The organism is Methylobacterium dankookense, from assembly GCF_902141855.1.
GTDB classification, from domain to species: Bacteria; Pseudomonadota; Alphaproteobacteria; order Rhizobiales; family Beijerinckiaceae; genus Methylobacterium; species Methylobacterium dankookense.
The window spans coordinates 1-22,714 of sequence record NZ_CABFVH010000013.1; the positions used below are offsets into that span (position 1 = coordinate 1).

At 65.9% G+C, this 22,714-nt stretch carries 19 protein-coding genes and 5 pseudogenes; 17 read left to right on the forward strand and 7 right to left on the reverse strand.

Annotation, left to right across the window (positions count from 1 at the left end):
- The 4 genes and pseudogenes from MTDSW087_RS12060 to MTDSW087_RS31415 form a co-directional block, all read right to left on the reverse strand.
- The coding region (locus tag MTDSW087_RS12060; RefSeq protein WP_144764134.1) for a sugar phosphate nucleotidyltransferase at positions 1 to 117 on the reverse strand (117 nt) is incomplete at its 3' end.
- A 382-nt stretch (positions 118 to 499) separates the two neighbouring features.
- Positions 500 to 1,465 carry an NAD-dependent epimerase/dehydratase family protein gene (locus tag MTDSW087_RS12065; protein WP_144764136.1) on the reverse strand — a complete coding sequence of 322 codons (966 nt, stop codon included), beginning with the start codon at positions 1,463 to 1,465 and terminating at the stop codon, positions 500 to 502.
- A gap of 616 nt (positions 1,466 to 2,081) precedes the next feature.
- Positions 2,082 to 2,402, reverse strand: a pseudogene (locus MTDSW087_RS12070) (transposase); the annotation flags it as partial.
- A 123-nt stretch (positions 2,403 to 2,525) separates the two neighbouring features.
- A pseudogene (locus MTDSW087_RS31415) lies at positions 2,526 to 2,744 on the reverse strand (transposase); the annotation flags it as partial.
- A 236-nt stretch (positions 2,745 to 2,980) separates the two neighbouring features.
- Here MTDSW087_RS31415 and MTDSW087_RS12080 point away from each other — a divergent pair.
- Positions 2,981 to 4,396: a phosphohexomutase domain-containing protein gene (locus MTDSW087_RS12080; protein ID WP_144764138.1), complete on the forward strand. Its 1,416-nt coding sequence runs from the start codon at positions 2,981 to 2,983 to the stop codon at positions 4,394 to 4,396.
- Here the strand turns inward: MTDSW087_RS12080 and MTDSW087_RS12085 are convergent.
- A pseudogene (locus MTDSW087_RS12085) lies at positions 4,393 to 4,533 on the reverse strand (IS5/IS1182 family transposase); the annotation flags it as partial. The gene MTDSW087_RS12080 and the pseudogene MTDSW087_RS12085 sit on opposite strands and share 4 nt — an antisense overlap.
- A 92-nt stretch (positions 4,534 to 4,625) precedes the next feature.
- Between MTDSW087_RS12085 and MTDSW087_RS12090 the strand changes: the two are divergent.
- The 5 genes and pseudogenes from MTDSW087_RS12090 to cysC all read left to right on the forward strand — a co-directional run bounded on the left by MTDSW087_RS12090 (position 4,626) and on the right by cysC (position 9,766).
- Positions 4,626 to 5,654 (forward strand): IS110 family RNA-guided transposase, encoded by a 1,029-nt coding sequence (locus MTDSW087_RS12090; RefSeq protein ID WP_144764140.1) that lies wholly within the window; start codon positions 4,626 to 4,628, stop codon positions 5,652 to 5,654.
- A 420-nt stretch (positions 5,655 to 6,074) separates the two neighbouring features.
- Positions 6,075 to 7,552 (forward strand): annotated as a pseudogene (gene istA / locus MTDSW087_RS12095) (IS21 family transposase).
- Positions 7,549 to 8,368: pseudogene (gene istB, locus MTDSW087_RS12100) on the forward strand (IS21-like element helper ATPase IstB). Before istA ends, istB begins: the two co-directional pseudogenes overlap by 4 nt.
- A 129-nt stretch (positions 8,369 to 8,497) precedes the next feature.
- Positions 8,498 to 8,719: a hypothetical protein gene (locus MTDSW087_RS12105; protein ID WP_186383820.1), complete on the forward strand. Its 222-nt coding sequence runs from the start codon at positions 8,498 to 8,500 to the stop codon at positions 8,717 to 8,719.
- 378 nt (positions 8,720 to 9,097) lie between these two features.
- Positions 9,098 to 9,766: an adenylyl-sulfate kinase gene (gene cysC / locus MTDSW087_RS12110; protein WP_244948383.1), complete on the forward strand. Its 669-nt coding sequence runs from the start codon at positions 9,098 to 9,100 to the stop codon at positions 9,764 to 9,766.
- A gap of 319 nt (positions 9,767 to 10,085) precedes the next feature.
- Here the strand turns inward: cysC and MTDSW087_RS12115 are convergent, their stop codons facing one another.
- Positions 10,086 to 10,238, reverse strand: coding sequence for a DUF4113 domain-containing protein (locus tag MTDSW087_RS12115; RefSeq protein ID WP_238178621.1), 153 nt, complete (start codon positions 10,236 to 10,238; stop codon positions 10,086 to 10,088).
- Positions 10,239 to 10,452: 214 nt separating this feature from the next.
- On the opposite strand from MTDSW087_RS12115, the gene MTDSW087_RS12120 reads away from it, so the two are divergent.
- From MTDSW087_RS12120 to MTDSW087_RS12170, 11 genes are all read left to right on the forward strand, one after another.
- Positions 10,453 to 11,417, forward strand: a protein-coding gene (locus MTDSW087_RS12120; RefSeq protein ID WP_144764144.1) for an IS630 family transposase whose coding sequence is annotated in 2 segments (ribosomal slippage) — positions 10,453 to 10,792 and positions 10,792 to 11,417 — 966 coding nt in all. Because the reading frame shifts where the segments join, the coding sequence is not laid out codon by codon here.
- Between the two features lie 1,051 nt (positions 11,418 to 12,468).
- Positions 12,469 to 14,115, forward strand: coding sequence for a cytochrome-c oxidase, cbb3-type subunit I (gene ccoN / locus MTDSW087_RS12125; protein WP_373321882.1), 1,647 nt, complete (start codon positions 12,469 to 12,471; stop codon positions 14,113 to 14,115).
- A 71-nt stretch (positions 14,116 to 14,186) separates the two neighbouring features.
- Positions 14,187 to 14,933, forward strand: coding sequence for a cytochrome-c oxidase, cbb3-type subunit II (gene ccoO, locus MTDSW087_RS12130; protein ID WP_144764148.1), 747 nt, complete (start codon positions 14,187 to 14,189; stop codon positions 14,931 to 14,933).
- Between the two features lie 5 nt (positions 14,934 to 14,938).
- Positions 14,939 to 15,088, forward strand: coding sequence for a cbb3-type cytochrome c oxidase subunit 3 (locus MTDSW087_RS12135; protein WP_144764149.1), 150 nt, complete (start codon positions 14,939 to 14,941; stop codon positions 15,086 to 15,088).
- Between the two features lie 5 nt (positions 15,089 to 15,093).
- Positions 15,094 to 15,972, forward strand: a complete 879-nt coding sequence (gene ccoP, locus MTDSW087_RS12140; protein ID WP_144764151.1) for a cytochrome-c oxidase, cbb3-type subunit III — start codon at positions 15,094 to 15,096, stop codon at positions 15,970 to 15,972.
- 121 nt (positions 15,973 to 16,093) lie between these two features.
- Positions 16,094 to 17,596 carry a cytochrome c oxidase accessory protein CcoG gene (gene ccoG / locus MTDSW087_RS12145; RefSeq protein ID WP_144764153.1) on the forward strand — a complete coding sequence of 501 codons (1,503 nt, stop codon included), beginning with the start codon at positions 16,094 to 16,096 and terminating at the stop codon, positions 17,594 to 17,596.
- A 2-nt stretch (positions 17,597 to 17,598) separates the two neighbouring features.
- Entirely contained in the window at positions 17,599 to 18,126 is a 528-nt protein-coding gene (locus MTDSW087_RS12150; protein ID WP_144764154.1) for a FixH family protein, read from the forward strand.
- An 11-nt stretch (positions 18,127 to 18,137) separates the two neighbouring features.
- Positions 18,138 to 20,465 carry a heavy metal translocating P-type ATPase gene (locus MTDSW087_RS12155; protein WP_144764156.1) on the forward strand — a complete coding sequence of 776 codons (2,328 nt, stop codon included), beginning with the start codon at positions 18,138 to 18,140 and terminating at the stop codon, positions 20,463 to 20,465.
- The gene (gene ccoS, locus MTDSW087_RS12160) at positions 20,462 to 20,599 is read left to right on the forward strand and encodes a cbb3-type cytochrome oxidase assembly protein CcoS (RefSeq protein WP_144764158.1); all 138 of its coding nucleotides are present in this window, start codon (positions 20,462 to 20,464) and stop codon (positions 20,597 to 20,599) included. Before MTDSW087_RS12155 ends, ccoS begins: the two co-directional genes overlap by 4 nt.
- 175 nt (positions 20,600 to 20,774) lie before the next feature.
- Positions 20,775 to 21,005, forward strand: coding sequence for a hypothetical protein (locus MTDSW087_RS12165; protein WP_144764160.1), 231 nt, complete (start codon positions 20,775 to 20,777; stop codon positions 21,003 to 21,005).
- 120 nt (positions 21,006 to 21,125) lie between these two features.
- Positions 21,126 to 21,938, forward strand: coding sequence for a universal stress protein (locus tag MTDSW087_RS12170; RefSeq protein WP_144764162.1), 813 nt, complete (start codon positions 21,126 to 21,128; stop codon positions 21,936 to 21,938).
- A gap of 13 nt (positions 21,939 to 21,951) precedes the next feature.
- Here MTDSW087_RS12170 and MTDSW087_RS12175 read toward each other — a convergent pair whose 3' ends face one another.
- Positions 21,952 to 22,692, reverse strand: coding sequence for a helix-turn-helix domain-containing protein (locus MTDSW087_RS12175; protein ID WP_144764164.1), 741 nt, complete (start codon positions 22,690 to 22,692; stop codon positions 21,952 to 21,954).
- Positions 22,693 to 22,714 lie beyond the last annotated feature (22 nt).

Consider the following 22,714-nt stretch of genomic DNA (forward strand, 5'->3'; position numbering starts at 1 on the left):
GGTGGACTGCACCGGATCGACGAGGCGGGCGAACTGCTTGGGCATGCTCTCGCGCGAGGCCGGCCACAGCCGCGTGCCGGAGCCGCCGCACAGGATCACGGGTAGAACAAAACTCATATCTAACATATTCAGTCGCCACCCAAGCACACATTAGTCATGGACTGATGCTTATCTAGTGTCTCATGGTATTAATTTGCGTAAATTCAAGCCATTGCGCTGTATAACAAATTAAAACGAAACGACCATATTCTTTGAGCACTTCATGTAAGGAATCTATTAAATTCCGATACTTTTAAGTAGCTGACCCACAGTACACATTGCCAATCTATAATCTGCCAAACCTTCAGGCGCAAGCTTGAGATCAAGCTCGCGCCTTGAGGCTCTAATCACATATAATAATCATGTCTATATTTTACAGTCAAATATTGCGCTGCTCTTAATTTACGTTTGCGCAAATTTTAGAACAGCGATTTTGACGAAATAGTGATAGCTATTCCTATCAACTATTGGCCCGCACTCGCCCTTCAATCCATGCGTATGTCCGTTCTAGACCTTTTATTAGAGGTTCTGAGGGCGACCAATCCAGTTTCTTGCGTATTAAATTATTATCTGAGTTACGACCTCGAACACCAATGGGCCCTGGAATATGGTTCTTATGCAGACGTTTACCAGCAATTTCGCTCACAATGTCCACTAGTTGGTTGATTGTTACCATCTCTTCGGAGCCGATGTTCACCGGCCCCTCAAAGTCGGACCGTAGAAGTCGGATTGTGCCTTCGAGACATTGGTCTATGTATAAAAAAGAGCGAGTTTGGTTGCCGTCACCCCAAATATCGATGGACTCGCCGGAGCGTGCCGAGGCCACTTTTCGGCAAATCGCGGCCGGAGCCTTCTCTTTTCCTCCAGTCCATGTTCCTTCGGGACCAAAAATATTGTGATACCGCGCAACTCTGCACCGCATATTATAATTGCGGTTGAATGAAAGATACAAACGCTCACTGAAGAGCTTCTCCCATCCGTACTCACTGTCGGGGGCTGCAGGATATGCAGAGTCTTCCACACAGTTCGGATTTTCAGGATCTTCCTGATTGTGAGCCGGATACATGCATGCCGAGGAAGAATAAAATATATTTCTATTCTGTCTTTTTCTTAATGCTTCAATCATATTAAGGTTTATTAACGCTGAATTATGCATGATATCTGCATCATGCTCGCCCGTAAATATGTACCCGGCGCCGCCCATATCTGCAGCCAGCTGATACACCTCGTCAAACTTGCGATCTACTACTGATCGACAAAAATTTCCATCTCGCAGATCGCCAATAACAAAATCATCGGCGGCTGTTTCTGCATGCTCATTGAATTTTAGGTCAACACCTCTAACCCAAAAGCCCTCAGCCTTCAGACGCTTGACGAGATGCCCCCCGATAAAACCACCTGCTCCGCATACTAAAGCTGTGCGCATTCTCATCTCCTGCGATTAGGCTCCGGCTAACGCTGTGTGAAGATCCTGTCAAGTTTCAAGTATTGCGTAGGGCGATTTTAAATATAACGGCGAATTTAGGCAATGCGCTGGTATATGTTCTGATATATTATAAATTTATTTCCACATGTGCGAGGGCTATAGTGGTGAATTTCCTCCTCGAAAAAAGTCTTTTCATCATTCAGCATCGCACTCTGCACATAAAACCTCGCGCAAGTTGAATGAATTACAGTTATGATATTTTTATTAATTGGAGATTGATAGTCGTATATCATAGAACGCCTTTGCTATAGACTGATTAGATGGGTGGCACCGTCTTAATATTGAAAGTTGTTAGATCAGTTGTTTTAGATAGGCGGCGATGGCTTCGCATCGGTAAGCGGACTTAAGTCGAAATTTGAATTCTATTGACTTGGCGGCGACGTGAAAAAGCATTAACAAGTCAGAAAATGGGCACCTTCGCCTGCTATACCGGTCATTGAAATCAGCTAATTCGAGTGGAGGCGGCTCGATTTGGCTGTAAAATAGAGAGCGACTGCAAATAATTTGATGGGGCCCTAGTGCCGCGGTCGAAATTCCGCACTAGAGCTGTTCCCGGTCAGGTAGCGACGGCCAAGTCGTTCTCGGAGCTGGCTGCGGCGAGGTAGTTGCGGCACTCCTGCGGCGTGAGGCGCGTGAAGGCCTGACGGATCGCCGCCCAGAGATCTGGGATCGTGCGAGCGGCCGCGCTGCGCAACAGCGCCTTCAGCTTTGCGAAAACCTGCTCGATCGGGTTGAAATCAGGACTGTAGGACGGGAGGTAGAGCAGCCGCGCTCCTGCGGCCTCGATCGCATCCTGCACGCCGGCGACCTTGTGGGCTGGCAGGTTGTCCATGACGACGATGTCGCCGGGCTGCAGCACCGGGACCAAGGTCTCGGTGGCTCCCGTCGGACCAGCCTCGCGCCCGACCCTCTCGCGATCGGCCAGGGTCAAGGCATGAGCCAGCCGCTCGAACACGACTGCTTCGGCCCAACGCAGGAACCAGCGGTACACCGTTCCCCAAGGTGGGAAGTCGAGCGGCAGGTGACGCCAGGCGCAGCCGGTGCGCAGGACGTACAGGATGCCGTCGAGCACGGCGCGCTGCGACCAGAGCCACGGGCGACCGGTCCGGGCAGGCGCGGGCAGCAGCGGGGCGAGCACGGCCCATTCGGCATCGCTCAGGCAGGTTGCATACGGCAGGGTTTCACGCGCAAGCTCGGCGCGGGCGGCAGGCGTCCACATCGGGTCTCTCGGGTGAGCATCAGACACTCTCCCAACGCCCGCGACGCCTGCCGCTCACCAAACGCCCAAGCTTGCACACCTGTTCTGAAAACGGGGTCTTAGTAGATTAGTGTCGGTCGGACGCGGAGAGAAGGTTTGAGAGAATATGATGCGATCATCGTTCAGGCTTCCAATGTTGCTATAATAGCTTGTGCGTTTCACAAGTTACATCTCAGCGCCGGAACAGTGGATACCTTATGAGCAGCCTTAAGTTTGGTACGAGTGGCCTCCGAGGTCTTGTGACAGACCTTGTAGGGTGGCCAAGCTACGCCTACGCGAGTGCATTCTTTCGATCTGTCGCGGCTGCCAACGGAGACTGTCGAACTGTTGTAGTAGGGCGAGATCTGCGCGACAGCAGCATGGACATCGCAGCGACTGTTGCTAACGCTGCTGCGGCGAATGGCTTCAAAGCAATTGATTGCGGAGCGCTACCCACTCCTGCTCTCGCGCTAGAAGCAATGCGTCTACGAGCGTGCGCGATCATGGTCACCGGGAGCCACATCCCTGAAGATCGCAATGGACTTAAATTTTATCTACCAGACGGTGAAATTACTAAAGCCGATGAAGCTGCGATCATTGGTGCCCTTGGCAAGTTCGAGATTGATGGTCGTATCATGGAAGTTCCCGCGTCAGTGGAAACAGAAGTGTCCAAGCGGTACCTCAAACGTTACATTGATGCCTTCTCATCTGATGCCCTGTCTGGGTTGCGAATCGCCGTCTATCAGCAGAGTTCCGTTGCTCGTGATCTCCTGACCGAATTACTTGCAGCGCTTGGTGCAAAAGGGGTGCCGATTGGTTGGTCAGCTACTTTCGTGCCCATCGATACCGAGGCGCATCGGCCTGAAGACGTCGATTTCATTCGAAACGTTATGGCTGGCGGTGAATTCGATGCACTTGTGACGACCGATGGTGACGCTGATAGACCTCTTGTCGCTGATGGGAAAGGCCGAATCGTAAGGGGAGACGTACTCGGAATGCTCACGGCTCGGTATCTGCGCATCGAAACAATAGTGGTACCCGTCACGGCTGGATCGCGACTGGTACGTGCCGGAAGCTTTCGGGACGTAATTCGTACCAAGGTCGGATCTCCTTTCGTCATCGCCGGTATGGAGCATATGAAGCAGAGCGGCCGAACATCTATTGGCGGGTTTGAAGCCAACGGTGGCTTTTTGCTCGGATCGAACATTATAATGAGCGGAGGTATACTTTGTGCACTGCCAACTCGCGATGCAATATTGCCGATTCTGGCAACCCTTGCCGCTGCGCGGTCCGGTAGTATGGCGTTGGACTGTCTCGTCTCTTCCCTTGACGTTGGCGAGACGGCAAGCGACCGACTTTCCAATATCTCATCAGAGCGAAGTGGAGCCTTACTCAAGCAACTGAGTATGATGCCAGCCGTACGGCAATTTCTCGCGCCAATTGGAATTCCGACGGCGATTAATCAACAAGATGGTATACGGATCGAACTGAACGGCGGTCGGACTATTCATTTCCGTGCGTCTGGCAATGCACCCGAATTGCGATGCTATGCGGAGGCGAGCACAGCGGCGGAGGCGCAGGGCCTCGTCAGTTGGGGATTGGCAGCTGCGGCCGCTGCAATTAAGAGCGCCTAACAAAACCGTCTGATCTGGTTGAGTGTGATGAGGCTCGCAGCGAGGCTGGTGAAGGCTTGGTAGATCTCGCTGCGCCGCTCGTAGCGGACTGGCAGGCGGCGGACGCGGTTGAACCAACCGTGGGTGCGCTCGACATGCGCTGATCGCGACCCGAGCCGGGATTGAAGGCTGCCGAGGGGGACGCGATGCGGTCTGATAGCCGCGTCCTCACCTGCATCGGAGCGCCGCCATGCCCCAGTACGCCGCCCTCGACGTCTCCAACGAAGAGACCGCCCTCCACGTCATCGACGAGACCGGAGCCACGGTCTGGTGCGGTAAACGCGCCAGCGATCCAGATGTGCTTACCACGACCTTGCGGCGTCACGCTCCCGACCTCGTACGTGTCGGCCTGGAGACGGGGCCGCTCACCCCTTGGATCTACCACACCTGCAAGACGCTCGGCCTGCCCATCGTCTGCCTGGATGCGCGGCATGCGCGAGCCGCCACCGCCCCGCAGCGGAACAAGACCGATGCGCGCGACGCAGAGACACTGGCGCAACTCGTGCGCATGGGCTGGTACCGCGAGGCCCGTGTCAAAAGCTACGCCGCCCATGCCGTGCGCCACCTCGTCGGCGCCCGCGCCCAGCTCATGGGCGTCGCGGTCGACCTGTCCAATCAGATCCGCAGCACCCTCAAGACGTTCGGCCTGATGGCCGGCAAGGGAGCAGGGCGTGCCTTCGAGATCCGGGTGCACGACCTCATCGCGGACCGTCTGACCGTCGTCGCCATCGTCGAGCCGCTTCTGGCGGCATGGCGCGCCGTGCGCGGCCAGATCGGCGTCCTGGATCGGAGGCTCATCGTCCTGGCCAAGGGCGATGCGACCTGCCGCCTGCTGATGACCTGCCCCGGCGTTGGGGTCATCGTCGCCACAAGCTTCGCGGCCGCCATCGAGGCGCCCGAACACTTCCGCCACTCACGCTCCGTGGGGGCCTATCTCGGGCTGACGCCGGTACGCCCTCAGTCCGGCGAGACCGATCGGACGGGTGGGATCTCGCGTCGCGGTGACCGGCTGATGCGGAGCTATCTGTTCGAAGCGGCAGCCAGCCTGCTAGTGCGCGTTCGACAGGACTCGGCCCTGAAGGCATGGGGACGGGCACGGGTTGAACGCATGGGGTTCAAGCACGCCGTGGTCGCGGTGGCGCGCAAGCTCGCCGTCGTGTTGCACGCGATGTGGCGGGCGGGTACGCCGTTCCAGCCGTGGCCGACGGCCGCTGCATGAGCTGCGCGTCGCCCAAGCGCACAGGTACCGTTCATCGAGTTCCGCCGACGTGAGGCGGACAGGGGCGTCCCCGCCGGGACGCGAGCAGGGCCATCCCGGGTTGGGTCTTGCGGCCGGTGTCGTGCCGGACCGCGCGTTCGACATGGTGAGCCTCGCTTCGAGACGCATGGTGCGGCGGTCAGATGGACCGACCGCGGAAGCAATCACGATCCGGCGGTGACCACTCTCGTCTGACTTGACGCCTGCAACGCGATCAAACAACAATCCAGCGGTGACGTCCGAGCCGCTCGCTGCTTTCGATGCCCTTTCGGGCTGTGTAGGGCGGTGACAAAACCATCCACTGGAGCGTCGGCGCCGTGCTGATGCGGCCGGTATAAACGCCGGCCAGTGGAGAGGCTTTTCTGTCGAGAGGAGCCGAGGATGTTCGCCGTGGAAGTCTACACGGCCGTTCGACAGTTCGTATTCATCGACGGCAACTCTCGGCGTGAGGCGGCCCGTGTGTTCGGGCTGAGCCGCGAGACGATCGCCAAGATGTGCCGGTTCTCGCTGCCGCCGGGCTACACCCGCACCAAGCCGGTCGCGAAGCCGAAGCTTGGGCCCCTGCTGCCGGTGATCGCGGCGATCCTAGAGGCGGACCGGCGCGCGCCGGTCAAGCAGCACCACACCGCCAAGCGCATCTTCGAGCGGCTGCGCGACGAGCACGGCTATGCCGGCGGCTACACGGTGGTGAAAGACCACGTGCGGGTCTGCCGGGCCCAGGGCCGGGAGACCTTCGTGCCGCTCGCCCACCCGCCCGGCGACGCCCAGGTCGACTTCGGCGAGGCGGTGGCCACGATCGGCGGCGTGCAGCGCAAGGTCCACTTCTTCTGCATGGACCTGCCGCACTCCTACGCCTGCTTCGTGAGGGTGAATCCGCGGGAGACCACCGAGGCGTTCCTCGACGCGCACGTCGCTGCCTTCGGCTTCTTCGGCGGCGTGCCGCTGTCGATCCTGTACGACAACACCAAGATCGCGGTGGCCCGGATCTGCGGCGACGGCCAGCGCGAGCGCACGCGCGCCTTCACCGCGCTGGTCAGCCACTACCTGTTCCGCGACCGCTTCGGGCGCCCGGGCCGGGGCAACGACAAGGGCAAGGTCAAGGGCCTGGTCAAGTTCGCCCGGTCCAACTTATTGACCTCGGCCCCAGAGGCGGCCTCGTTCGAGGCGCTGAACGCCGACCTGGAGCAGCGCTGCCGGGCGCGGCAGGACGAGCGGGCTGGGCGGCAGGCCGAGACCATCGGCACGCGGCTCGTTCCCGACCGCGCGGTCCTGTGCCCGCTGCCGGCGGTGCCGCTGGAGCCGTGCGAGACGCGGGCGGCACGCGTCTCCTCGACCGCGCTGGTGCGCTACCACGGCAACGACTACTCGGTGCCCACCGCCTACGGCTTCCGGGATGTGCTGGTGAAGGCTTCGTCGCAGAGGTCGTGATCCTGTGCGGCGGGATCGAGTTCGCCCGGCATGAACGCTGCTACGGCACCGGCGTCTTTGTGTCCGATCCGCTGCACTACCTCGCGCTGATCGAGACCAAGCCGAACGCGCTCGACCGGGCCGCCGCGCTCCAGGGCTGGGACCTGCCCGAGGTGTTCCAGCACCTGCGCCACCTTCTGGAGGCGCGCATGGGCAACCGGGGCAAGCGCGAATTCATCCAGGTGCTGCGTCTGATGGAGGCGATGCCCAAGGACATGGTGGCCGCGGCCGCCACGGAGGCGGTCCGGCTCGGTGCGATCGGCTTCGATGCGGTCAAGCTGATCGCGCTGGCCCGGCTCGACTTGTCGGCCTATCCGCACCTGCCCAGGACCGCGGTGAGGACCACCGCGGCCGCCGACGACACCGTGCTGGTGCCGGAGGTGGCCGCATGAGCCCGGCGCGGGAGGAGACCACACTGGGCATCCTGCTCGCCCACCATCTCAAGCAGCTCAAGCTGCCCACGGTGCTGCGCGAGTGAGCCCAGGGCGGCCTCCCACCCGCGCTACCTGCTGCGGCTGGTCGAGCTGGAGTTGATCGACCGCGAGCGGCGTCTGGTCGAGCGCCGGATCCGGGCGGCGCGCTTCCCGGCGGTGAAGTGCCTCGACACCTTCGACTTCGCCGCGATCCCGAGCCTGAACAAGATGCTCGTGCTGGAACTGGCGCGCTGCGGCTACATCCTCGGGCGGGAGAACGTCATCGCCCTGGGCAACTCGGGCACCGGCAAGACGCACATCGCCTTGGCGCTGGGCTTGGCGGCTTGCCAGAAGGGCTTCTCGGTAACGTTCATCGCAACGGCCTCGCTGGTCAACCAGTTCCTGGAGGCCCGCGACGAGCGCCGTCTGCTGCGGCTGCAGCGCGAACTGGCGGCGGTGAAGCTGCTCATCGTCGACGAGCTCGGCTACGTGCCGCTGTCGCCGACCGGGGCGGAGTTGCTGTTCGAGGTGTTCTCCCAGCGCTACGAGCGCGGCTTGACCGTGGTGACCTCGAACCTGCCGTTCGAGGACTGGACGTCGGTTCTGGGCTCGGAGCGGCTCACCGGCGCGTTGCTCGACCGGCTGACCCACCACGTCAGCATCCTGAGCCTGAACGGCGACAGCTACCGCCTCAGATCCTCCCGCAACCGGCGCGGCCGCGCTGACGGCAGGGCGGAGCAAAACCAGGCCACCGCCGGCCACGATCCCGGGACGGGCGCGATCACGCCCACCTGAGCCGCGCGATCAGCCCAGAACCGCGGAAGGAGCCCCATCGAGGCCCTTCGTCGTTCAGGCCGCCAGCCGCCGGTGGCCTGCTTTTATTCCGCCACAGCGGCCCGGAATTGGGCCGCCCTTTACACTGGGGTGGCTGGGCTGCGCTGGACGATCGAGACCTGCCTTGGCACCCCCAAGGGTGAACTCGGCCTCGACCACTGCGAGGCGCGCTCCTGGGACGGGTGGCATCGCCACATGACGCTGTGCATGGCCGCGCTCGCCTTCCTCGCCCGGCTGCGCGCCGAGCTGGTGCGCGTCGCCGCTGGTAAATCGAACGAAAGGAGTCCAGAGGCCGTCGTCGAGGCCGCCTGAAGCGACGTCCGCTTCGGAAACCCTCCGAGCACCTGCTGCCGCTCTCCGTCCCGAAGATCAGGCACCTGCTCGCCCGTCTCGTTCTTGCCTTCGCCCCGGTGCGCGCGGTGCTGTTGGCTTGGTCCCTCTGGCGACGACGGCATCAGGCCGCCGCACGGGCATCCCATCTGCGATCACGCCAAAAAATGCAACTGTAGTGCTAAGCTAGCCCGGTATGCCTGCCGGCCTTCACCGGACCATGGCGCCAACGGCGATCTTGCTGGCGCGGCCCACCCAGAGTTGAAGATCGGAAATCCTGCAACGTGGCATTGCATCTACAGGCGTGCCAGAGCACGCCTGCTAGCTTCCCTCTGATATTGATGCTGGGGATGAATGCTAGTGGACCTTTGTTGCGCTACTGAGCCGGACCGCAACCTGACGTGGCAGACGCTGCAGCCGCGCGAGGAGCGCTGGCGCGCGCTCGGCCAGCGGCCGGCCATCGCCTGGTTCACCGGTCTGTCGGGCGCCGGCAAGTCGAGCATCGCCAACGCCGTTGACCGCGCGCTGATGCGGGCCGGCCGCCACACCATGGTGCTCGACGGCGACAACCTGCGCCACGGGCTCAACCGCGACCTCGGCTTCAGCGCCGCCGATCGCACCGAGAACATCCGCCGCGCCGCCGAGACCGCCCGGCTGATGGCCGAGGCCGGCCTCGTGGTGATCGTCTCGCTGATCTCGCCCTTCCGCGAGGAGCGCGCCATGGCCCGGCGCATCGCGGGCGACGTGCCGTTCCGCGAGGTCTTCATCGACACGCCGCTCGCGGTCTGCGAGGCGCGCGACCCGAAGGGGCTCTACGACCGGGCGCGGGCGGGCAAGATCCCGGACTTCACCGGCATCTCCGCCCCCTACGAGGCGCCCGATGCGCCCGACCTCGTGATCCGCACGCAGGGGCTGACGGTGGAGGATTCGGCTGCGGTGTTATACGCAGAATTATTTAACCTTAGCGACGAGTTGCAACGGCAGGAAGACCTAATTCACGCCGACTTGAGTGCAATCTCGCGGACGTGAGATCTCCAACCGTTGCATCCGCTGAGCACACATGATGTTTGATCCCATCGATTCTGCGGCCAGTAGACACCCGCGAATGATTGGAAATCATGCATGACCTATTTTCGTCCTCGACTTGTCCCAGGAGAGAATTTTGTTTCGGACGAACACGGTGTTGATGGCGTGATCGTTGCCGTCTGGCCCGTCGAAGCCGGATCTGAAGTTGTAATTCGTCCACATGGTGGGGGCGCAAACCGTTGCATCTTTATTCCTGCTGTTCGAATGTCTCCGGGTGGATGACGGTTCGGGGCTCGCTGGCGTTAAGGGTGTGATAACCACCTCATGCCACCACCACTTCTTCCACCTGCGTCGTTTGGCGAGGCGTGCGTATCTCGAACTTCGTGCTCCACGCGCGCTGATCCGCGATGCTGGACCGCGCCGGGACCACAGCGCCTCGGACCAAGTGGGCATTGCAGGCGTCGATCAACGCCATCAGCGGCTTGAGCGCTCCCGGCCCATTTGCCCGATCAGCACTCGTCAACTGTCCTCGAACCACAATAGATTCGTCGTGACCACGCCCGCCTTCGAATAGCGGCACCGCCGCTCGCCCCAATCCACCCCAGATCCGAACAACGCCGTTTAGAGCTGCGCCCGACCGATCTGCAACATGGCTTGGGATGAGGCGTTGATGGGCCGAGGAGTCTTCGATGCCGTCAGCCCTGTCGATCGATCTGCGTGAGCGCGTCGTCGCCGCGATGGCGGAGGGAGTTTCCTGCCACGGCGCGGCTGCCCGCTTCGGGGTGAGTGCGTCGAGCGCCAGCCGGTGGGCAGGGCGCTTACGGCAGGAGGGCCAGGTCGCGCCGCGGTCACGCGGCGGCGATCAGCGCTCACTGGGCATCGAGGCGCACGCCGACCTGACTTGCGCTACCCACGAAGCGCAGCCCACGATCTGCCTGCGCGAACTGTGTGCCGCACTGGCCGAGCGGGGCCTGACGACCAGCACGAGCGAACTGTCGCGCTTCTTCGCCCGCCACCGAATCACCCGCAAAAGGGGGCGCTGCACGCGGTCGAGCACAAGCGGGCGGACTTGAAGGCTGCCCCGGGGGAGGATTGGTTCGCGACTCAGGACACCCTCGATCCGGACCGCTTGGTGTTCCTCGACGAGACCGCTGCCGCCACCAACATGACCCGTCGCTACCGGTGGGCGCCGCGCGGCCAGCGCTGCCGGATCGCCGTGCCGCAGGGGCATTACAAGACCACCACCCTCACCGCCGCGCTACGCGCCGATGGCCTGTGCGCGCTCGATCTGGCCGACGGCGCCACGAACGGCGGACGCTTCCGGGCTTACATCACCGGCACCCTGGCCCCGATGCTGCGGCCTGACGATACGGTCATCCTCGACAACCTTGGGGCTCACAAGGTGGCTAGGGTGCGCGAGGCGATCGAGGCGGCGGGGGCGTGGCTCCTCTACCTCCTGCTCAACTCACCCGACTTCAACCCGATTGAACAGGTCTTCGCCAAGCTCAAGCGCCTGCTCCGGACCAGGGCAGCCCGCACCGTCGCCGACCTGTGGACTGCCATCCGACAAGCGCTCACCCTCTTCACAGCGCAGGAGTGCCGCAACTACCTCGCCGCTGCCGAATACGCGGATGACGTAGCCGTTGCTATATGATTGGGCACGGCTCTAGCGCCGCCTTTATCAGCGTCAGTCTGTCGCTCGTCGCCTATGATCCCTCGCTCTATGGCGTGCGGGCTATGTGGGACGAGGCGATCGAGCGCTTACATGCCACATGGACGCAGTGGATGGGATGGGCGGACATCGGATGCTGCAGCTCCAAATCGAAAACGCCCCGCGCGGCGGCTGCCGGCGGGGCTGAAGGTTCGAGCGCTGGGCCGAGCGCTCAGATCAGGTAGAGAGTGCCCTGAGCCTTGAACACCTTCGGGCAGTTCGACTCGTCGACCAAACGCTGCGCCTCGGCGAGTGTCAGGTGCTTCTCGACGGCAATCTCTGCCACAGTTCTCCACTTGCCCTGCATGTGTGACCTCCGATTTCCGCGGGTCAACGCACGCTCGCAGGATCAGTTCATTACTCGTAGAGCGGGCAGCACTTCGTCGAGTTCCCGACCAGCAGGCCGATTCCAAGGCCCAGAAAAAAGGCCATCCAGAGGAGGCCGGGGTTCGGGATCATACCGGGGGAGCCCCGCGAAAGAAGCCGCGCAGCTCCGAGGTCTTGCACCAGTCCCCGATGTAATGCCGGGTCCGCTCGAGGTACGGGGCGATGTTCGGCTTGCTCGCGATCATGGCGCAGACAGTGAGCACCGCGATGCCAAAGCCGATCGCCAGCCCGGCAGGTGCCCGAGACTGGTTCCCGCGCCTTCAAAAATCGCTCATCGCGCTCAGAATACCCTGTTTGGATCGCAGATTTCCCTGATCCGGACGCCCCGGGAAATCTCTGATAACACATTGATATCATTGGCGCTGCCTAAAGGTCAGCAACGCACAATCGCTGTTTAATGGGCGACATTGAAGCGGAACTGGGAAATGTCGGCCCGCGAGCCGTGCAGAGGGGTGAACCGGCACGGCGGTATCGGCCCCGCCCGATCGCAGGGCCCCGTTTGACCCAAATCAAGGCTCCGAGCCCCACCGCTCCGTAATCGCTGCAGGATCGATCCCTGCGCGAGGCGAACCGAGCGATCATGGCTGCGGCACCCGTTCCCAAACACATGACAGAGGGGGAGGTGGGCTTGGGCCTCACCCTGCTCGTCGGAGCGCTCCTGTGCGGGCTCGCCTCGGCCCGCGCGGTCGATGCGCCGTTCGGCATCCATATGAACCTGTTCGCCCTGGCCGGGCTCGCTGGGATCGCCGGCATCCTGAAGCGCTACGAGGGGCGCCCGGCCCTGGCGCCTCCGCAGGAGATCGACGGCCGCCCGAACTACAATCTCGGCCCGGTGAAGTTCGCCTCCATCGCCGCCATGGCCTGGGGCATCGCGGGCTTCCTCGTCGGCTGCATCATCGCCTTCCAGCTCTGGGCGCCGGCGCTCAATCTCGGCCTCGAATATACCGGCTTCGGGCGGCTGCGGCCGCTGCACACCTCGGCGGTGATCTTCGCCTTCGGCGGCAACGTCTTGATCGGGACCTCGCTCTACGTCGTGCAGCGCACCTGCCGGGCGCGGCTCGCCGGGGATCTCGCGCCCTGGTTCGTGGTGCTCGGCTACAACCTGTTCATCGTCATCGCGGGTACCGGCTACCTGATGGGCGTGACCCAGTCGAAGGAATATGCCGAGCCCGAATGGTACGCCGACCTGTGGCTGACCATCGTCTGGATCACCTATCTCGTCGTGTTCCTCGCAACCCTCTGGAAGCGCAACGAACCGCACATCTTCGTCGCGAACTGGTTCTACCTCGCCTTCATCGTGACCATCGCGATGCTGCACGTGGTCAACAACCTCGCGCTGCCGGTGACTGTGTTCGGCTCGAAGTCGTACCCGATCTTCGCCGGCGTGCAGGATGCCCTGATCCAGTGGTGGTACGGCCATAACGCGGTGGGCTTCTTCCTCACCGCCGGCTTCCTGGCGATCATGTACTACTTCGTCCCGAAGCGGGCCGAGCGGCCGATCTATTCCTACCGGCTATCGATCATCCACTTCTGGGCGCTGATCTTCATGTATATCTGGGCAGGCCCGCACCACTTGCACTACACGGCTTTGCCCGACTGGGCGCAGACGCTCGGGATGACCTTCTCGATCATGCTCTGGATGCCCTCCTGGGGCGGCATGATCAACGGCCTGATGACCCTGTCCGGGGCCTGGGACAAGCTGCGCACCGACCCGGTCCTGCGCTTCATGGTCGTGTCGCTGGCCTTCTACGGCATGGCGACCTTCGAGGGGCCGATGATGTCGATCAAGGCCGTCAACGCGCTGTCGCACTACACGGACTGGACCATCGGCCACGTGCATTCGGGTGCGCTCGGCTGGGTCGCCTACATCTCCTTCGGCGCGCTGTATTGCCTCGTGCCGTGGCTGTGGAACCGGCGCGAGGTCTATTCCCTGAAGCTCGTCGAGTGGCACTTCTGGATCTCCACGCTCGGCATCGTGCTGTACATCACCTCCATGTGGGTCGCCGGCATCATGCAGGGCCTGATGTGGCGCGCCTACAATGCCCTCGGCTTCCTCGAATATTCCTTCGTCGAGACCGTCGAGGCGATGCAGCCCTACTATCTGGTCCGGGCGCTCGGCGGTGTGCTGTTCCTGATCGGCGCGCTGATCATGGCCTACAACCTCGCCATGACGATCGCCGGCAAGACCTCCGCCGCGAGCGAGCCGCTGGTCGACACGCTCCCCGGATCCGCCGGCCTCGCCCCGGCCGAGTGATCCGCGCCGCGGGGCCGCCTCTGATAGCGGCCCCGCCCCCATCACGTCCGCCGCATCACGGAAGAAGCCCGATGGCTACCGCCCAGCCCGGCCTCTGGAAGAGGCACGAGATCTTCGAGAAGAACTCCATCATCCTGCTCATCGGCGCGCTCATCGTCGTCGCCATCGGCGGCCTCGTGGAGATCACGCCGCTGTTCTACCTGAAGAGCACCGTCGAGGCGGTGGAGGGCGTCCGCCCCTATACGCCGCTCGAGCTCGCCGGCCGCAACATCTACATCCGCGAGGGCTGCTACCTCTGCCACAGCCAGATGGTCCGGCCTATGCGCGACGAGATCGAGCGCTACGGCCACTTCTCGCTCGCGGCCGAGAGCATGTACGACCACCCCTTCCAATGGGGCTCCAAGCGGACGGGGCCGGATCTCGCCCGCGTCGGCGGCAAGTATTCGGACCAGTGGCACCGCGAGCACTTGATCGATCCGCGCGCCGTCGTGCCCGCCTCGATCATGCCGGCCTATGGCTTCCTTGACCGGCCGCTCGACGCCGACGCCATCGCCGACGACCTCAAGGCCAACCGCGCGCTCGGGGTGCCCTACACCGACGAGATGATCGCGCTGGCGCGGACCGACCTGAAGGCGCAGCTCGATCCCGACGGTTCGGGCGCCGCCGAGCTGCAACGCCGCTATCCGGGCGCGACCATCCGCGATTTCGGCGGCGACAAGACCAAGGCCGCCGAGATCGACGCGCTGATCGCCTACCTCCAGGTGCTCGGCACCATGGTCGACTTCAAGATCTACGAAGACAAGAAGAACCTGAGGTGAGAGCCGTGACCTACGAGAGCGCAGCCGCCTTCGCGCAGACCAGCGGCCTCATCTACTTCGTCGGCATCTTCACCGCCGTGTGCCTGTACGCCTTCTGGCCGCGCAACCGGGCCCGGTTCGACGCCGCCGCCCATCTTCCCCTGATCGAGGACTGATCGCCGTGGCCGACACCGCGAATCCCGGCACGCCGCCCGCCGGCCCGGAGACCACCGGGCACGAGTGGGACGGCATCGCCGAGTACAACAATCCCCTGCCGCGCTGGTGGCTCTACGGGCTCTACGCAACGATCATCTGGGCCTTCGGCTACTGGATCGCGTATCCGGCTTGGCCGCTGGTCTCCGGCTATACCGGCGGCCTACTCGGCTACTCGCAGCGCGCAACCGTGCTCGGCGAGGTCGCGGCCGTGCGCCGGGAGCGCGACGCGCGCGGCCAGGCGCAGCTCGCCAGCGCCGCGGTCGCGGAGATCCGCGCCGACCCGGCCCTGCTGCGGCTCGCGCTCGCCACCGGTAAGGCGGCCTTCGGCGACAATTGCGCCGGCTGCCACGGCAGCGCGGCCACGGGCCGGCAGGGCTACCCGAACCTGCAGGACGACGAGTGGCTCTGGGGCGGGACGGCCGAGGCGATCGAGCGCACCATCCGCTTCGGCGCGCGTTCCGGCCATGGCGAGGCGCATGTGGGCGACATGCCGGCCTTCGGACGCGACGGAATCCTCACGCGTGCCGAGGTCGAGGCGGTGGCGAGCTACGTGCTCTCGCTCTCGGGCAAGCCGGGCGTCGCCGGGGCGAAGCCGGACAAGGGTGCGGAGGTCTTCGCCGGCAACTGCGCGGGCTGCCACGGCGAGGCGGGGAAGGGCAATCCCGAGATGGGCGCGCCGAACCTCTCGGACGCGATCTGGCTCTACGGCTCGGCGCCGGAGCAGGTCGTCGCCACGGTGACGAACGGCCGCAAGGGCGTGATGCCCGCCTGGGAGGGCCGGCTCGACCCCGCCACCATCAAGTCGCTCGCGGTCTACGTCCACAGCCTGGGCGGCGGGAAATAGGGCCCGCGCCACGGCGCCCGATGCATCCGCCCGGTCCCGTTTGAGCGAGATCAAGGCGGCGGGGGAGGGCGCTGCCTATCGACATCGGTGCCGGCCGTGCCGCCGGACGGGACCCGCACCGATGCCGCTTGCCGAATCCACCGAGCCGAGAGCCGTCGCCGCCGCCCCCGCCGGGCGCGCCAAGAAGTTCGGCACGGCGGCGACCCGCGCGGCCATCCCCGCGGTCACCGGCTCCCTTTACGCCGCCCGGAGGAAGATCCAGCCGCAGGCGGTCCGCGGCACCTTCCGGTGGATCAAGTGGGTGCTCCTCGCGGTCGCGCTCGGCGTCTACTACCTCGTTCCCTTCCTGCGCTGGCACCGGGGTGCGGGCGAGCCGTCCCAGGCCGTCCTGCTCGATCTCGATCGGGGCCGGTTCTATGTCTTCTCCATCGAGCTCTGGCCGCAGGACGTCACCTACGTGATGGGCCTGCTGATCCTGGCGGCGCTGATCCTGTTCCTGATGAACGCGGTCGCCGGCCGGATCTGGTGCGGCTATCTCTGCCCCCAGACGGTGTGGACCGACCTGTTCCTCGCCGTCGAGCGCCTGATCGAGGGCGACCGGCGCGAGCGCCTGAAGCTCGACGCAGCGCCCTGGTCGGTCGAGAAGATCGCGCTGCGGGGCATGAAGCACGCGATCTGGCTGATGATCGCGTGGTGGACCGGCGGCGCCTGGGTCCTCTACTTCGCCGACGCGCCGACGCTCGTCGCCGATCTCGCCACCTTCCAGGCGCCCCCGGCCGCCTACACGGCGATCCTGATCCTGACGGCGACGACCTACGGGCTCGCCGGCCACATGCGCGAGCAGGTCTGCACCTATATGTGCCCCTGGCCGCGCATCCAGGCCGCGCTCACCGACGAGCACGCCCTCAACATCCTCTATCGCGACGACCGCGGCGAGCCCCGCAATTCGGCGAAGAAGTCCGCCCTCCTGCGCGCCGCCGGGCAGCCGGCCGGCGATTGCGTGGATTGCTTCGCCTGCGTCACCGCCTGCCCGGCCGGCATCGACATCCGCGACGGCCTGCAGATGGACTGCATCCAGTGCGGCCTCTGCGTCGATGCCTGCGACGCCGTGATGATGCGGCTCGGCCGTCCCACCGGCCTGATCGGCTACGATACCGAGGCGAACCGCCGGAGCCGGGCTTCCGGCGGAGGCCCGGTGAGCCGGATCGTGCGGCCGCGAACCGTGCTGTACGCGGCGCTCGTCGCCGGGGTCGGCGGGTTCATGCTCTACAGCCTGCTGACCCGCAGCTTCACCGCCCTCAGCGTGCTGCACGACCGCAACCCGCAATTCGTGATCCTGTCCGACGGCTCGGTTCGCAACGGCTTCACCCTGCGCATCGTCAACAAACGGCCCGTCGAGCGCCGCTTCGCGCTCTCCGTCGAGGGGCTGCCGGAGTCGCGCGTCGAGGTGGTGGGCGGCGTGCCGGACGCGCTGCCGGTTCCCTCCGACGCGACGCAGGAATTCCGCGTCCTCGTCTTCGTGCCGCCAGGCGCCCCCGCGGCGAGCGCCCCGCTCGCCTTCCGGATCACCGATCCCGCCACCGGCGAGACCGCCGGGGCCCAGGACTACTTCAAGGCACCCTAAGCATGAGCGCCGCCCGCCCCCTTCACGCCGCGGGGCATCCCGCCCCGGCGGCGCCCCGCCTCACGGGAGGCCGGATGTTCGCGATCTTCGCCGCCTTCTTCGGCACGATCGCCTGCGCCGACGCCGTGCTCGTCACCTCCGCCCTGCGGACATGGTCCGGGCTCGAGGAGCCTTCGCCCTATCGGGCGAGCCAGCGCTACAACGCGGAGTTGCGCGCCGCGCGCGCCCAGAGCGCGCGCGGCTGGACCTTGGCGAGCACGGCCGTGCGGGAGGGCCGGGCCGACGCGGCGCTGTCCGTCACGCTCCGGGACGGCGCGGGGGCGCCTCTGGAGGGGCGCAGCCTGCGAGCCCGGCTCGAGCGGCCGGCCGACAAGCGCGCCGATCTCTCGGTCGCCCTGGCTCCGGCTGGTCGCGGAACCTATGCCGGCCGCCTGGCGGGCGTGGCGAGCGGGCAATGGGACCTCGTCGTGGAGGTGGTCGAGGCCGAGCGCCTCGCCTTCCGGCGCAGGCACCGGATCATCCTGGACTGAGGAGGCGCCCGATGTGCTGCACCGATATGGCGCTCGCCTATGTGGAGGCCCACGCCGCCTGGAGCGAGGCGAACACCAAGCCCTCGCTCGCCCGGGACTACGCCACCTTCCTCTCCCGTGCGGCGGACGGCACGGCGCGCGCCGCCTTCGCCGTCGAGGGCGTCCGCTGCGCCGGCTGCATGAACGCGATCGAGCGCGGACTCGCCGACCTGCCGGGCATCGGGGGCGCCCGGCTCAATTTCTCGGATCGGCGCCTCACCGTGACGTGGAAGCCGGAGGCGGAGGCCGATATCGGCGCCGTCCTCGCGGCACTCGATGCGCTCGGCTTCAAGGCCCAGCCCTTCGCTCCCGGCCGGCTCTCGGATGCAGAGGCGGCCGAGTCGCAGCGGCTGATCCGGGCGCTGGCGGTGGCCGGCTTCGCCTCGATGAACGTGATGCTGCTCGCGATCTCGGTCTGGGCGGGCAACGTTTCGGACATGACGCCCGAGAACCGGGATCTCTTCCACTGGATCCAGGCGGTCATCGCGCTGCCGGCCGCGGCCTATGCCGGGCGGCCCTTCTACGAGGGCGCCTTCCGCGGGCTGCGGGCGGGCCGCGTGACGATGGACTTCCCCATCACGCTCGGCGTCGTGCTGACGCTCGTGATGTCGGTGGTGGAATCGCTCTCGGGCGCCGCGCACGCCTATTTCGACGGCGCCGTGATGCTGCTGTTCTTCCTGCTGATTGGTCGCGTCCTCGACCAGACCATGCGCCGGCGCACCCGCGCCTTCGCGGAGAACCTCGCCGCGCTCCGCAGCGAGAGCGCGACGCTGGTCGATGCGGCGGGAACCCTGCGCGACGTGCCCGCGGCGGAGCTGCGGGCCGGCGCGCGCATCCTGGTGCGGCCGGGCGAACGGGTGCCCGCGGACGGCGTCGTCGAGCACGGCGCCTCCGACCTCGACCAGAGCCTCGTCACCGGCGAGACCGCCGCCGTCACCGTGCGCGGCGGCGACCGGGTCTTCGCGGGCGCACTCAACGGCAACGGCGCTCTGACGGTGCGGGTCACCGCCGCTGCCGGCGCGAGCCTGCTCGACGAGGTCGAGGGGCTGATGCAGCGAGCCCTCGAAGCGCGCTCGCGCGCCCTCGTCCTCGCCGACACCGCTACGCGCCTGTATGTCCCCCTGGTCCATACGGCCGCCGCTCTCACCCTCGCCGGATGGCTCGCAGCCGGTGCCGGTTGGCACGCGGCGCTGCTCGATGCCGTCGCGGTCCTCATTGTGACCTGCCCCTGCGCGCTCGGCCTCGCGATCCCCGCCGTGCAGGTGGTGGCGGCCGGTGCCCTGTTCCGCGAGGGTGTGCTGCTCAACGACGGCACGGCGCTGGAGCGCTTCGCCGAGATCGACACCGTGGTGTTCGACAAGACCGGGACCCTCACCCTCCCGTTGCCCACCCTGGCGGAGGGGCCGCCCGACGACGGCGCGCTCATGCAGGCGGCACGGCTCGCGCTGTCGAGCCGGCACCCCATGGCGGCGGCCCTCGCACCGGCCGCCTCGGGCGCGGACCCGTTCCCCGGCGCGCAAGAGGCCGCGGGTCTCGGCGTACGCGCCCACATCGACGGCGTCGAGCTGCGCCTCGGCTCGGCCCGCTTCTGCGAAGCCGAGGCGCAGGCGGAAGCGGCCTTGGCGGCGAACCCGGACGCCTCGGTGATCTGCTTCCGGGCAGGAAACGATACGCCCGTTGCCTTCGTGGTGCGCCAAGCCCTGCGCCCCGACGCAGTGGAGGTTGTCGCGAGCCTGAGGCAGGCAGGCCGGCGCGTGATGATCCTCTCCGGCGATCGGCCCTCGGCGGTCGAGGCCGTCGCCCGACGGCTCGGCGTCACCGAATGGGAGGCGGGCCTGACGCCGCCGGACAAGATCGGGCGGATCGAGGCCCTCCAGCGGGAGGGCAGGCGGGTGCTGATGGTAGGCGACGGACTCAACGACGCGCCAGCGCTCGCCGCCGCGCACGCCTCGCTCTCGCCGGTGACCGCCTCGCATGTCAGCCAGGCGGCCGCCGACGCCCTGTTCCTCGGCCGCGACCTCGCGCCCGTGCTCGCCGTGCTCGCGGCAGGCCGGCGGGCGCGGCGTCTCATGGTCCAGAACCTCTGGTTCTCGGCCGCCTACAACGTGGTCGCCGTTCCGCTCGCGGCCGCCGGCCTGCTGACGCCCCTGATCGCGGCGCTCGCCATGTCGGGCTCCTCCCTCGTCGTCACGCTGAACGCCCTGCGCGCCCGCGCGATGACGCCGTGCGTCCTGCCGGGCGCGGCGGATGTTTCCACCGGCCCAAATCTCGTGCCACAGCGCGTCGGAGGCGGCACGTGAACGTCCTTCTCCTCGTCATCCCGATCGCGCTGGCTCTGGGCACGCTCGGCCTGTTCGCCTTCCTGTGGGCGCTCAGGAGCGGCCAGTACGACGACATCGAGGGCGCCGAGTACCGCGTGCTCCACGACGACTAGGAGCGGCTCCCACGGCAGGGCGCCGCCGGCAGGCCGGCCACGCGTCTTGCGCTGGATCAAGGATGGACCGGCGCCACGGGCCCAACGATCGGCAGCCGAGGGTCGACGCTCGGAGCGTGACGCCGCGAGGCGATGCACCGCGCGACCACCCGCCCGAGAGTGAAGGATCGTGCCCATGCCTCGTTCCCATCCCGCAGCCCCGGAGGTCTGGCTCGGATTGTGGCGGACGGTCTGGCTCGACCTGCCGCTCGCCCTCGCTGGTGGGCCCGGGCTCCGCGCGCTCGGCCTGGATGCCGACCCCGCCTCGGAAGCGGATGAGGGGCCTGAGTCGGATCTCGCGACACACGAGGCCAGAGAATGCGCGCCCGACCCGCTTGAGAAGCTGCAGATGGGCTGCTTCGCCTGAGGAGCGCGGGCGGCCCCGAGAGGGCTCGGGCTTGCTTGAGCTGGATCAAGGCTCCCGACCTCGCGCCCGACGAAGCTGCCTCGGCAAGGTCGCCGTCACCGACCCATTCAGGAGCACCCCATGTCCATTGCCAGCATCATGGTGTCCGTCGATCTCGGGCAGTCGGCGGCATCCCGCGTGCGCCTGGCGGCCGATCTCGCCGACCGGTTCGGCGCAACCCTCACCGGCATCGCCGCCCGCAGGCTCGCCGATCTCGGCCCGGTCGCCGACATCGAGGCCGCGCAGGTCGCCTACGATTCCGACAAGGCGAAGCTCGCCGCGGAGCTGGGGCGTGCCAAGGATCTCTTCCTGGGCAATGCCGGAAAGGCGACGCGTACGGTCTGGCGGGAGGCCGAGGCCGGGCCCGAGACCGTCCTGATCCGGCAGGCACGCGGCGCCGACCTCGTCGTGGTCGGCCGCGATCCGCGCGGGGACGGTGCCGGCACCTTCTCCTGCACGCCCGGCCCGGTGCTGATGGAGGCCGGCCGGCCGATCCTCGTCGTCCCGCCCGGGCTCGACCGCCTCAAGGCCGACCGCATCGTGATCGCCTGGAAGGACGCGCCGGAGGCGCGCCGCGCGGTGAGTGCCGCCCTGCCGTTCATCGCGCATGCGGATCAGGTCTTCGTCGTGAGCGCGGGCGGCGAGGCGCGCCTCGAGGGCGCCGAGGACGTCTCCGAGTTGCTGGCCCGGCACGGCGCGCATGTCACCACGCACCTGCTCCATGCTCCCGCCGGCACCGTCGCCGACGAGATCCTGCGCTTCGCCGGACGCCAGGATGCGGACCTGATCGTGATGGGCGGCTACGGCCATTCGCGCCTGCGCGAATGGCTGTTCGGCGGCGTGACCCGCGACATCCTGCAGATCTCGCCCCTCTGCTGCCTGATGAGCCACTGATGCGCGCCGCGCATCAGCCGGCCGCGAGTTGCTCCAGCCGGTCCATGTCGAGCAGGCGCACGCCGCCGGGCACGAGCAGGATCGTGCGGGCGCGGTCGAGGCGCGACAGCATGCGGCTGACCGTCTCGATGGTCAGCCCGAGATGGTCGGCCATGTCCTGCCGTCCCATCGGCAGCTCGACCGTGACGGACAGGTGCCCGGTGCGGGCGAAGCGGTCGCGCAGCGACAGCAGGAAGGCGGCCACCTTCTCCTCGGCCGTGCGGCGCCCGAGGAGCAGCATCTGGTCCTCGGCCAGCGTCAGCTCGTAGCCGGCGCGTGCGTGCAGGCTCCTGAGAAGATGCGGCTTCGCCTCGACCACGGCCGCGAAGTCCTGGCGGCCGAAGCGGCAGGTCCTCACCGGACCGAGCGCCTCGGCCGAGACCGAGAAACACTCCCGCAGGGCGAGGCCGAGGAAGTCGCCCGGAAGCGCGAACCCCATCACCTGCCGCCGGCCATCGGGGAGCAGGCGGGTGAGCCGGAGCGCGCCCGCGATGACATTGTAGACCGCGTTCGCCGGCTCGCCCTGCCCGAACAGGGTATGGCCCTTGTCGAGGGTCAGGTGCTGGCTCAGGGCCTCGAGCTCCTCCAGTTCGGCGAGTGCCAGCCCGGCGCAGACGCTGATCAGGCGCACCTTGCAATCCGCGCAACCATCCTCCGACCGCCGGTGGTGGCAGATATGGGCGGGCACGTCGCGAGAGCCCGTATCGACCAGCATGCCGCATCCTCCGAGGCCGGGC

What these genes read in the sequence shown, in the direction of transcription:
- MTDSW087_RS12090 (WP_144764140.1), top strand. Translation starts at nt 4,626, where the DNA reads ATGCCCCAGTACGCCGCCCTCGACGTCTCCAACGAAGAGACCGCCCTC.
- MTDSW087_RS12115 (WP_238178621.1), bottom strand. Translation starts at nt 10,238, where the DNA reads ATGGCGTTGATCGACGCCTGCAATGCCCACTTGGTCCGAGGCGCTGTG.
- MTDSW087_RS12155 (WP_144764156.1), top strand. Translation starts at nt 18,138, where the DNA reads ATGTGCTGCACCGATATGGCGCTCGCCTATGTGGAGGCCCACGCCGCC.
- ccoO (WP_144764148.1), top strand. Translation starts at nt 14,187, where the DNA reads ATGGCTACCGCCCAGCCCGGCCTCTGGAAGAGGCACGAGATCTTCGAG.
- ccoN (WP_373321882.1), top strand. Translation starts at nt 12,469, where the DNA reads ATGACAGAGGGGGAGGTGGGCTTGGGCCTCACCCTGCTCGTCGGAGCG.
- ccoG (WP_144764153.1), top strand. Translation starts at nt 16,094, where the DNA reads ATGCCGCTTGCCGAATCCACCGAGCCGAGAGCCGTCGCCGCCGCCCCC.
- MTDSW087_RS12170 (WP_144764162.1), top strand. Translation starts at nt 21,126, where the DNA reads ATGTCCATTGCCAGCATCATGGTGTCCGTCGATCTCGGGCAGTCGGCG.
- MTDSW087_RS12175 (WP_144764164.1), bottom strand. Translation starts at nt 22,692, where the DNA reads ATGCTGGTCGATACGGGCTCTCGCGACGTGCCCGCCCATATCTGCCAC.
- MTDSW087_RS12080 (WP_144764138.1), top strand. Translation starts at nt 2,981, where the DNA reads ATGAGCAGCCTTAAGTTTGGTACGAGTGGCCTCCGAGGTCTTGTGACA.
- MTDSW087_RS12165 (WP_144764160.1), top strand. Translation starts at nt 20,775, where the DNA reads ATGCCTCGTTCCCATCCCGCAGCCCCGGAGGTCTGGCTCGGATTGTGG.
- MTDSW087_RS12065 (WP_144764136.1), bottom strand. Translation starts at nt 1,465, where the DNA reads ATGCGCACAGCTTTAGTATGCGGAGCAGGTGGTTTTATCGGGGGGCAT.
- MTDSW087_RS12150 (WP_144764154.1), top strand. Translation starts at nt 17,599, where the DNA reads ATGAGCGCCGCCCGCCCCCTTCACGCCGCGGGGCATCCCGCCCCGGCG.